The organism is Spirosoma migulaei, assembly GCF_054776855.1.
On the sequence record NZ_BAAHBG010000042.1, the window covers coordinates 1 to 11,600 of the forward strand.

The window sequence follows — 11,600 nt, forward strand, 5'->3', positions numbered from 1 at the left end:
GTTCATGTCACAAAGATCTGAACTAGGACAAAATGCCACTATTTTAATGCGTTTAACCTGAAGGCTTAACTATCTGCTTAAAAGGTAAATAACTATATATTATACCTAATTGTACGCCTGAGCAGAAGACGAATAGTTTGAAAATCCGTGTAGGAAGTGTAGGCTCAAAAACAATCTTTTTTTCTTTCTTGTCACAATAGGGTGTTTGCAGGTTAACTCCTAAGTATAAGCCTGGTCTTCACTGATCGGGCTTTTTTTATTATATAAGCTTGGGGCCCTGCCTTTTTATAAATAGCGGACGGACAGAAGAGACAATACACCTAAGCAAAAACGGCCTTTATAGTGTGATACTAAGTGGGGAAAGGGGAAAAACACCGGTATTTCGGACCATGATGAAGTCAGTCCAGAAGCACCAAATTTTACCTTTTTGTAAATTTTATCCACAGGGGATAGGGGATAGTGTGGACAAGTTGCAAAAAGGGGATATAGGGGGCTTTTCTGGGTAGTGCTATATCTAAATATGGGAAAGATTGATTGCCCTGTGGCCGTTATTTTCTGCATAAACAAAAAATACCTAGCTCATTAGGTATTTTAGTTTTCTAACGAAATTATACCTTTGGGGCCATTAAAGATTTATTAACTCCACACACCTTAAAGTTATGACAAGCAGCCTTACGGTTACTAAGCGGTTAGACCTAATACGTAATCTTTTAGAACATCCTGCTATTGATTGTGGTCCTGCTACATTTGACTGGACATTAAGTTAAGGATGATCTAACTTAGTGAACCATGAAAACCAGGAGACAATACGACCGCACGGGCGGCCCCGGAGGAGTTTAAAAAAATGGCCGTGGAGTTGTCGGATGCCAAAGGCTCTATACAGACGACCGCTGAAGAGTTGGGCATTACCCCACAAATTCTCACCCGATGGCGTAGAGAACGAGCGCCTTCTCAAGCCCTTAAAGCTGGTAGCGGAACCCAAGCGAACCGAGAGCAGCAAGAAATTTTACTTCTGAAAAAGCAGCTTAAACAAGCTGAATTAGAACGCGATATACTAAAAAAGGCAGTCGGCATCTTCTCCAAGGGCGACGGGAAATATTCAGATTTATAAAAGCTCATCAACTTGAGTTTCCTGTTGAGACCGGTCCGCCGGTGCGGATGTGTCGAGTACTAAACTTGAGCCGCAGTGGCTATTACTATTGGTTAGCCCAACGGCCGACTAAAAGAACCCAAGAGAATGAAACGCTTATAGTACTAATAAGTGATTCATTTACAGCCAGTAAGAAGCGTTATGGCAGTCCAAAGATTACCCAGGAACTGAGGGCTAAAGGCATAAAAGTATCTCGACCCCGAGTCGCTAGGTTGATGAGGAAGGCTAATCTGAAAAGTGTCATTCAGAAGAAATATGTGGTTACCACGACTGATTCCAAGCACACTTACCCAGTCGCAGAAAACCATTTAAACCGTCAGTTCAATCCTGTAAAACCGAGTCAGGCATGGGTTTCCGATCTGACCGCACGGGCGGCCCCGTTATATTCGTACCGGTGAAGGCTGGCTCTATCTGACCATCATCATGGATTTGTATGATCGGAAAGTGATCGGTTGGGCTTTGAGTACGTCGATGAAGGCCTCTGAGACGGTCATTCCAGCTTGGCAAATGGCCCTTAAAAACCGGCCTATCGAACGGAATTTAATTTTCCATCGCACCGGCGACCCGGTCGGACCGAGGAGTACAATATGCCTGTCATGCGTTTACCAATCTGTTGAAAAAACAGTCGTTGGTTTTACAAAGCATGGTGGGAAAGGCAATTGCTGGGACAATGCTGTGGCAGAAAGCTTTTTCAAAAGCCTAAAGTCGGAGTTGGTATATCAACAGGATTTCCAAACTCGGGCTACGGCTAGACAGGCTGTCTTTGAATATATAGAGGTCTGGTATAATCGCCAGCGAAGGCATTCGGCGCTGGGTTATCTTTCCCCTTTTGACTACTATAGTGGGCAATTTTTAAATGTTGCTTAAAGATTTGTCCAGTGTTTTGTTGCAAGTCCAGTAACAACTGAATGGCTTCTTTTACCTTCACCTGCATTCTAGCCAATGCCCCGATATTGCCCTGCTGAAAATCCAATAGGTCCACCTTTGCATACAGGTTGATCAGATTCCAGGCGTGTGTAAAGGGGGCCGGGTCGGGAGATGTTTCAATTACATTCCAGAGTAGTTCCCGGAACTCGGCATAGAGTTGAATGACCGCTTCAGTAGCTGACTCAGGCGTCAGGCGGAGTAACTTATCTTCTACCAGCATCAGTTTCGCCATGGACGAATTAACTGGCTACCTAGGAAGGCTCATGGCGTTGAGGTACTGTTCTACCGGTAAAAGTAATGGAAAGCCTAGGCTATGCTCACTGGTAGCCTTCAGTATAATCGTTATTTAATTTCCTTCCTAAGCTTCAATCATGTTCCTTTTTTGGGCATGGTGTATGGATAAAATGCCGTTCAATTCGAGTCGGCATTTTAGTGACGCCCTGTCAGAACTTCGTCTAAGCCGCAATAGCATTAAGTTACGGAGGTCTCAAAAGCCAGTCTCGTTGGGACTGGTTTTTCTTGTTACTGTCCGGTCGGGGTTTTCGTCTAAGTTGTATAGTTGCATGAACGTGGTTGTAATTACTTACGGTAGATTTTAACGCTGACTTTCCTTGAGGTCAGTGTTTTTTTATAGCCGCTTCCCTAAAGTCCTTTTTCATGTATAACGGCCCAGCGGGTATCTACCAAGGAGCAAGCCTGACGTTATTAGAAGACGGGCACTATCAAGAATTGGAAATTTCCAAACTTATTTTGCTGATTTTTCTGCGTACTCAGTAACTCATTTTACGTACAAACTACTGTCCTAGTTGCAGCTTGGCATTTAAGCTGAAATTTAGTTGCTGCGCCGGATCGAAACTTATTCGGAGTGCATTGGCAGTAAAGTTGGAAGGGACAGTCACCTTATGTTTGATCTGAACGACATCGGCAGAGGTCGGCACTCGATTACATGACCAAATACTCTGGTCGCTCCAGTTTCCAGCCCGGAGCGTGTATAGAATACTACAGGCCTGGAATAGAATTGAGTTCGAAAACGCTGAACTCTCGGCAGATGAACACTGCACTCTAGTTTGAAATTCATATTGTTCATTGATCGTTAAATTTGCAATCGCCACACTTGTAGAAGTGAGGTTGCTAACAACAGTCCAATCGGGTGTTCCTACAATTCGGTATCGGACGTCATATAAGGTATTGGCTTCAGCGTAGTAGTTAGACCAGTTCAGTTTTACGGAGGTAGGTGTTTGATTGCTGAAATATACACTACTGAGCGAATAACATGGGTATGTAGCAAACGAACTTGACGCCGAAAAGTCAGAAAAAAAGCCATTACTACATCGGCTTCTCACCTGCCATTCATAGCCCGTGTTGGTTAATAAGCCCGTTAATGTCATGACGGCAGTTGTCAAATTTTCCAACGTTGTCCAGTCGCTTGTGCCTATCCGTCGGTAGCGTAAGTCGTAGTTAACATCGAGCCCCATTCGAACCCAGCTAAGGGAGACGGAGGTAGGTTTCAGATCAATATTATATAGTCCGTTAGGAATCCGGCAGGAAGTTGTAAAGTTTGGGCCTGCTACAAAAGCCGAATTATCTGTGGCCGAGCAGACGGTTCTAACTTGCCACTCATAGGACGTATTGTTAGTTAAACCCGTCAAACTATAGGTAAAACTAGAACTTGCATCCACTAAGGGCAGATTACTGAGCGTTATCCAGTCTGCTGCGCCCACTGTTCGATAACGTATATCAAAACGCGCGCTGGGCTCTACATAGGCGTTCCAGTTAAAGTTAAGCGATGTAGTTGAGAGAAACGAATAGAAAAGGGAGGTTGGGGCAAAACAACCCGTTGAAAAGTTAGTGCCTGCGGTATAAGTAGATTGGTTCGTAGCGGGGCAAACTGCTCTGACCCGCCATTGATAAGTGGTATTGCTAGTTAGCCCCGTGAGTGAATATAGCGTATTTGACGTGCCTGAAGCGGGAATGATATTGCTGATTGTAATCCAGTCTGCACTGCTCAACGGTTTATATTGCAGCTCGAAGGTAGTGCCGGGTTCGACTGCTGAGGAAGTACTCCATGCCAGACTAGCTGTCGAATTTTTGGCCGAACTGAACATATACGTAGTCGGCTGACAACTCGGAGTTATGGTAAGGGAGGTCGAAAAACCAGAATGTTCGCTTTGGGAGCAAACCGTTTCGATCTGCACTTCGTAAGTTGAATTGGGTGTTAATCCGGTCAGTGAATACGTCGTGTACTCCTGTGTAGTTAGCCCGCCAATGGTTGTCCAGTCGGGTGTACCGATCACCCTATAGCGGATTGTAAAGGTTCGGCCTGTTTCAGAATAAGCTGTGTACCAGTAGATCATAGCCACCGTTGAGCTAAGGGTATTAAGCCTTAACGTAGGTACGGGGCAGGATTGTGTTGTAAAGGATTGTGGGCTGCTGTAATCAGTAACCAGGGTAGTTGAGCCAGGACAAGTACCCTGTACGCGCCACTCATAGGCCGTAGACGAAGTCAGACCCGTTAGCGAATAGTAGGTACTGGTAGATACATCTATCGTGGTCCATGTCTGCGTGTTCTGAACACGCCATTGTAAGGTGTACGTTTCTGGATTGCCGGCTGACCAGCTCAGCGAAGTCGTAGTTCGGAACGGATGAGTTGTAAAGAGTGACGGAACGGGGCAAAGTGTAGTAAAACTCACCGGGCCAACGTACGTATCGGCATCGGTTGCCTTAATCTGCCATTCATAGGTGGTATTTGCATTTAAATACGTAAGAGTGGTGGTACTACCCTGTACATTCTGAAGCGCAGTCCAGGTGGGCGTACCAGCAATTCGGTATTGTAGGGTATAGCTGGTAATATTATCTCCAATGTTCCAGTTTAGCCGGGCACTCGTTCCGGTAATATTCGTGGTAGTTAGACCAAGCAGAGGTGGCGAAATCTGGATGACCACTGTTGGGCTAAGGCTACCCGTTGTGGTATTAGATGGACGAATTCGGTAGTAGTACTTTGTGTTAAGAACAGTGGTATAGTCTGTGAAAGTCGTTACGTTGGGAGATACCCCATCAATGGGTACAAAACCCGCATTTGGCGAGGTGGAGCGTTCGATAAAATACCCCATTTCGTTGTTGGCATTGTCCTGCCAGGTAATTATGGCGGTTGATCCATCCTGCGTAGCAACCAGGTTGCTGGGAGCGTTTACATCGGTTGCTGGCGCATCGAGTGTATAGGCGGTATGACTTTGCCGAAGGGCCAGCCCGGCCTGTATCCGGTCGTATTGGCCGGGGGTGAAATCGTGCGTACAGGGATAATAATACGACATAATGTTGGTAATCGATGGAGCGAATGGGGTACCGTTGGCATCGCGGGCGGTGCTGTTGGGGTCATACTGTGGGCAACCACTGGGCGATGGATAACTAATGGAAGCGCCAAGCATATTATAAGGATCGGCGGGGGTGTCGCAGATCAGGTCCCCATCGGTAGCACAGTTAGCACCAATTCCCCGCGTAACTAACTCGGTGGTTACACCCGAGCCTAGAGGGCCATTACCGGCATTCTGACCAAACGTATGAATCAGGCTGAAGTTGTGGCCTAACTCATGAGGAATCAATCGATTACCCAGGTCACTTTCTGAACTAGTACCACCCGTCAAAATAAAGGATCGAGTAGAATAAACCGCATTATCTGGATAATAGGCAAATCCCCCCAGCCCCGTAGTGGAAAACTGAGTGACATAATACTGATTGAGGGCATTGTGAGCGTCGTAGGCATCAACCGATTGAGAGCTATATGCATTATACATATCGTCGTTATTGATGTAGTCGGGCGATGTACCGGCAAAGTAAAATTGGATGCCAAAGCCATTGAGTAGATAGTAGCTGTTGGTCATGGCAATCACTCGATTCAGACTACTAATATTGAAACCACCATTGCCATCGCTTCTTCTTATAATATGTGGCCGGATGGGAACATAGGTAATCGCTTGAAAGGCGGCCCCCGACGCTAATTTTTGTTGTCGGGCCGATTCAGCTTGGTTCACCAGCAATCGAGCGTTCTCCAAAGTGAGGTCTTCTGTGCCACAAAAAGGGAGAACTGGTGAGGAAGGTGTCTGAGCCTGTGAAGTTAGGCAGAGGAAAACCCCAAAAAATAAGTAGTATAGTGTGGAATGTATATTCTTTTGCATAAAATAAAAATAATGCCCGCTGGGTGTTAATATACGTTGGTAATAAGCGTAGCAATTAAAAGAATCGTCAATACTGAATAATGCATTCTGTAGAGCTTGTACTTATTATTAGAAGCTGTTTGAAATTGAAATAATTTGAAGCGAGAATGCCCGACCCTTTTTGCTATATAAGTTATTCAGAAAGGTTGCTGTCTACCTAAAATAGGAGTTTTTTGTAAAAGTTATTACAGGGCTGAAGCTACTATTACAAAGTGACCTTATCTGTCATTACTTCAGTCGTCCGTTGCGCATTCCCCTGTACGTTCTACAGAAAATCATATCCGGTCTGCTTTTCAACTTTATCCTAACTTACCCGGTAGCTTCCCCATGCCCCTTCACCTCTAGCATTTGTATTCGGCATCCCCACACGGCAATAACTCGTGTCTGAGCGTTTATCCTGTTTGTATCATCGAACCCCACAGGTAGCACCACAATCACCTTCCAAAGGGGCCGCAGAAACGCTTAGCTCATTACTGACAGTAGGTCGAATCTGGCCATTGTCTTCCACCGTTAGAACAATCAAATTATTTAGGCACTATACTATACTTATTTTAATCCCTCACTACATATTGCATAGGCTAATTCTATCCAGTATGAAATCAAAATTACCGCTAATTAGAGTACCTTCACACAAAATTTGGACACAAGTTATTGGGGTTATTATCGCTCTATTGTTTGGGATTAATTCACACTGTTTGTATGCTCAAAATATTCGTTATGTGAAGCCCATCGCAGTTGGTGCCGGAGACGGGACAAGCTGGGAGAATGCATCGGCAGATTTACAAGCTATCCTTTCAACGACTGGGGTTGAGCAAGTCTGGGTAGCAGGCGGGCTTTATAAGCCGGGTGGGCACTCAAATCTAGACCGGACTATAAGTTTTTCGATTGCTGCTGGCATAAAGGTTTATGGTGGATTTATAGGAACAGAAGTAACTCTAGCAGACAGGCCGCTTACGCAACCTAGTAGCACAACGCTCAGCGGTGACGTTGGGCTTGAAGGAATCAAAGATGATAATAGCGTACACGTAGTAACAATAGATTATAGAGCCACAGAGCAAACTCGATTAGATGGCTTCGTTATTACAGCTGGCCTTGCCAATAGGGGAACGCTTGGCTCTGGAACTCCAGCTAATGTTGGCGCAGGATTGTATACAGGCGGGATGCCAACAATCGCTAATTGTAACTTCGTATCCAACGTCGCCAGTATTATTGGTGGCGGAATAGCCGCCTATGGTGATTCAATAACTCTGCTTAACTGTAGTTTTTCTCATAATTCGGCGTTTGCCTATGGAGGGGCGGTATATGTAGAACACGGAACGGCAACAATACTTAACTGCATCTATCTGAATAACAGTACGGAGCTACAAGGGGGTGCTGTATTCACATTTAATGGCAATTTATCTGTTATCAACTGTAGTTTCTCGAACAACTCTTTTTCTCGACAAGGAGGAGGAGCATTGGGATCTATCGCTGGTGGAGCTTCAGTCACTAACTGTATTTTCTGGCATAATGGGACTGATAAGACACTATTTGGACAATTTACTCTTAGCTATTGTTTAATTGAGCCTTCAGTGGCTACGAGTATTTATTATTTAGATGGAGGACACAATCGAACTACTATAGATTCACCTTTTCGTAGTGATATCGACTTTCAGCTCAACGCCTGCTCTCCTGCTATTGATGCAGGCAATAATAGGGTTCCGAGCCTCGAATTAGACGGATTAGGCAATAGTCGCGTGGTAGGTGGAAAAATTGATGTAGGTGCTTTTGAGTTTCAGGGGATACCCCTAAACATGTATACCGTCAATGCTGGCTTATGGAATGATCCTACAACTTGGTCCTGCGGCCGACTTCCACTCCTCTCCGATCCCGTTCAGGTCAAACATATTGTAACCTTGCCTGATAATTATCAAGCCCAGGTGCTTCAGATTAGCTATGATACTGACCGGCAGTTAATAATAGGATCTGGGAGTTCAATAAAGTTTGGTAATCAATAAAGCTTTGGCTCCATCAGGATTGCCCATCGCCATATTGCCGTCACGGGTAGGCGTGTTAACCGGGACTGGTACGGATGGCTGCTTACACTGATCAAGCGACAGAACAAGTAGGAGGGCAAAGCCAAATCGTAAAAATTTTACCATATCACTTCAAAGGTGTAATCAAACCCAGTAGCTGCCCTAGTTGAATGACCAAGGCGCTAACAGAGGCAAAATCAGCAGCTAACTCTGTTAAAGCTTTAAAGGCATATTTCGGTGCTTTCCCGTCCGCTACCCCATCTTCAACTTCCTGAAGACATTCAGCTAATTCATGCTTCTCTTGGGAGCTTATAGAGCTGTCGTTGGAAAGTTCTTCCCTGATCCGCTCAAAGGTCTGCTGAAGGCTTCCCGTATTTTGAGTGATATTGGTATTTGAGGACTGATTGATCAGATTAGCATTAGGGCTATTGACGATAGTGTTGTTGTAAGTGTTGCTGATTACCGAATGGCCCTTATGTGTAAAAGAGTCTCCTTCGACAAACTCAATTCCTTCGCTTTTTATATCGACTAAAGCGCTATCTCGGGTGGGATAGAATTTGACGAAGCCAGCATCCGCAAGTCTTCGCCCTAATATGTGCGCGTCATCAAGCGTTACATCTACTCCCTTTTCTTTTAATAATTGGACTACTTCACCGCCTTGGCCCGGTTTTTCATAAAGGGATTTAAGAATCAAATCAAGTTTCTCTATCTGTTTCATTAGTGTCACCGGAAATCTATATAAAAGATGGTGTATGCAAATAAAAAGCCACTCACAAGTTTTATCTCATAAGTGGCTGATTATTATGTGACCCCGGACAGGTTCGAACTGTCGACCCATTGATTAAGAGTCAATTGCTCTACCAGCTGAGCTACGGAGTCTTTGAATGAGCTAACCAATCATTTTGAAAATAAGTGTCTGTAAAGAAGAAAATTGAAGCAGGATTCGAGCTTACATCCATCGACTCCTCAAAGTAATTGTTAGACAGCTAACATCAAGCTAGCTCGCCGGAATAATCCGAATCTCCATTTATATCTGAGTACTGGAAGGAAGCGGTTGAGTAAAGTGCTATTTCGCAATAGATTTGGCCATATCCCTCATAAGGGTTCTCAGCTCCTTGATCTGAGCCCTCAACTCTTTATTAATTTGCTTCTGTTCCTGTGTGGCTTTCTCCTGCTGAATGCTATACAGAGTCAACTCTTCTACTTTCTCCAGCAACGTGGCATTCATTTTGACTAAATCCACGCCCTTACTGGCTACCTCCTCGGCAGCGGGTACATTCGGCAGATGCCCATTTTGTTGGATGTAGGTTTCGACGGCCGGAAGCGATCGAAGCGAATAGGTTGGAGTGAACACCTTATCACTCCACTCCGAAGCGCTGTTAATTCGTAACTGATACCTAGCCTTGACAACTTCCCCTGTTTCGCTGACCGTCAGGAATTGGTCAGTGGTTCGATTGGTGGTACTATTATCGGTTAGGTTCGATAATGTTAAACCGCTGGTATTTGGTGATTCGCTGACGATTTGTAAGCGGTTTGTTGGGGCTGATGTACCAATACCAACGTTAACCTGGTCCCCTAAGATGAGTGCATTGCTGGCGGTTACCCGACTGTTGGCTCCAATGGCTATGGCGTTTTGTAAACCATCTTCAGCTTGGCTATTGTAGCCCATCAGTACATTGTCGTCGCTGGTGGTGATGGCCGTACCGGAATTGGGGCCGATGATGATGTTATTACTGCCAGTGGTATTAGAATAGCCTGCCTGGTAACCAAGGAAGGTATTGGTAGCGCCAGTAGTATTATTATTGCCTGCCTGATAACCTACGAATGTATTAAACCCAGCAGTGGTATTATTAGAACCCGCCCTAAGACCCAGAAAGGTGTTTGATACCCCAGTCTTGTTGGCTTGTCCAGCCTGAGCACCTAAGAACGTATTATAATAGCCCTCTGTATTGGCAAATCCTGCCTGATAACCAAGGAAGGTGTTATAATAACCGTTGGTGTTATTGAAACCAGCAGCTCCTCCAAGAAAGGCGTTATAAAAGCCTGTGGTGTTGAATGTACCCGCAGCCATACCCAGGAACGTATTGTATTCACCAGTGCTGTTGAAATTACCCGTTTGAAAGCCTATAAATGTGTTCGAACTCCCCCTCGTATTGTTATACCCGGCCTTATTGCCCATAAATGTATTGTAGCCACCCTCTGTATTGGAGTAACCTGTTTCAAAACCGATGAAAGTATTCGAATAACCTGTCGTATTCTTATAGCCCGCCGAAGCCCCTACATAGGTATTTACAAATCCTCCTGTATTATTAACACCAGCATTAGAACCCAAGAAGGTATTTAGTGAGCCAGAATTGTTGGTATAGCCCGCAGCCGTACCCAAGAATGTATTTGAGGATCCACCTGTATTTTGATTGCCTGCTGAAAAGCCGACGAAGGTGTTAGAGTTGCCTGTTGCATTAGAAGTACCAGCCGTAGCGCCTAAAAACGTATTTTGCTCACCAAAGGTATTGGCAGTACCCGTCTGATAGCCCAGGAACGCATTGAGACTGCCGCTCATTGAGGCATTACCTGCTTCAGGACCAACTAATGTATTCCCTGCGCCAGGCGTAATTGATAAGGGTGTAGTAGCTACGTAGTTGGGCTGAGCTACTACATGTAGCGATATAATAAGGGCAAAGAGGAAGATAAAAAGTTGTTTCATGGTGGAAGTTTTAGGTGTAAAACTACTTACTATACAGCTCTACGTTTGTTGACTTATCAGAATACACTTCAGTGATTTGAAGTTTCTTGCCAACTTCATTAAAGGTTATGTATTCATCATCTGGCGTATCTCGCCATCGGCCATCAATATTTGCCCAGATAGCTCTATTGCCATCGATTTTTACTTTGTAGGTGAATCGCTGACTATCGCTTGGACGAACATAAGAGACAATGTAGAGGTCTTCTGATTTTTCTACAGAAATGATACTGGCAGGCTGCAACATAACTGTAGCCATTGTAAACTTGGCTACGGCTGCTTTGGTAAAGTGCTTTAGCTGGACAGGAGGAGTGTCAGGCATTTTGTTAACCTCTGCCATTAAACTAGAATCCTCTTGGCTGATTGAAGAATTCTGAACTGCTTCCTCACTTTTTTCTTCAGAGGAGCAACTAAAAAAAAGTATTAACAAGAAAAGATTGAAGTGGCATCTCATGTGGTTACGGAAAGTTGGGGTGGTAATACCCGAAGAAACAACTGGATCAAGTCTAAAAGTTGTGGAGTAACTTGGATTAAGCATATAACTGAGTGAGCCGATA

7 protein-coding genes, 1 tRNA gene and 1 pseudogene are annotated in these 11,600 nt (G+C 44.7%); 2 read left to right on the plus strand and 7 right to left on the minus strand.

Annotated elements, in window-relative coordinates:
• Window positions 1-832 precede the first annotated feature (832 nt).
• Window positions 833-2,017 (plus strand): annotated as a pseudogene (locus ACYVGO_RS36160) (IS3 family transposase); the annotation flags it as partial.
• On the opposite strand, the gene ACYVGO_RS36165 reads toward ACYVGO_RS36160, so the two are convergent.
• Entirely contained in the window at window positions 1,899-2,309 is a 411-nt protein-coding gene (locus tag ACYVGO_RS36165; protein WP_460973551.1) for a hypothetical protein, read from the minus strand. The pseudogene ACYVGO_RS36160 and the gene ACYVGO_RS36165 sit on opposite strands and share 119 nt — an antisense overlap.
• 562 nt (window positions 2,310-2,871) lie before the next feature.
• Window positions 2,872-6,126, minus strand: a complete 3,255-nt coding sequence (locus tag ACYVGO_RS36170; protein ID WP_460973553.1) for a fibronectin type III domain-containing protein — start codon at window positions 6,124-6,126, stop codon at window positions 2,872-2,874.
• Between the two features lie 755 nt (window positions 6,127-6,881).
• Between ACYVGO_RS36170 and ACYVGO_RS36175 the strand changes: the two genes are divergently transcribed.
• Window positions 6,882-8,285 carry a choice-of-anchor Q domain-containing protein gene (locus ACYVGO_RS36175; protein WP_460973555.1) on the plus strand — a complete coding sequence of 468 codons (1,404 nt, stop codon included), beginning with the start codon at window positions 6,882-6,884 and terminating at the stop codon, window positions 8,283-8,285.
• On the opposite strand, the gene ACYVGO_RS36180 is transcribed toward ACYVGO_RS36175, so the two are convergent.
• From ACYVGO_RS36180 to ACYVGO_RS36200, 5 genes are all read right to left on the minus strand, one after another.
• Window positions 8,262-8,429, minus strand: a complete 168-nt coding sequence (locus tag ACYVGO_RS36180) for a hypothetical protein (RefSeq protein WP_460973557.1) — start codon at window positions 8,427-8,429, stop codon at window positions 8,262-8,264. The two genes, ACYVGO_RS36175 and ACYVGO_RS36180, sit on opposite strands and share 24 nt — an antisense overlap.
• A 1-nt stretch (window position 8,430) precedes the next feature.
• Complete coding sequence (locus ACYVGO_RS36185) at window positions 8,431-9,021, minus strand: hypothetical protein (RefSeq protein WP_460973559.1); 591 nt, start codon at window positions 9,019-9,021, stop codon at window positions 8,431-8,433.
• 88 nt (window positions 9,022-9,109) lie between these two features.
• A tRNA-Lys gene (locus tag ACYVGO_RS36190) sits at window positions 9,110-9,182 on the minus strand.
• Window positions 9,183-9,369: 187 nt separating this feature from the next.
• Entirely contained in the window at window positions 9,370-11,007 is a 1,638-nt protein-coding gene (locus ACYVGO_RS36195) for a hypothetical protein (RefSeq protein WP_460973561.1), read from the minus strand.
• Between the two features lie 22 nt (window positions 11,008-11,029).
• A partial coding sequence (locus ACYVGO_RS36200) for a hypothetical protein (RefSeq protein WP_460973563.1) occupies window positions 11,030-11,600 on the minus strand: 571 nt, incomplete at its 5' end.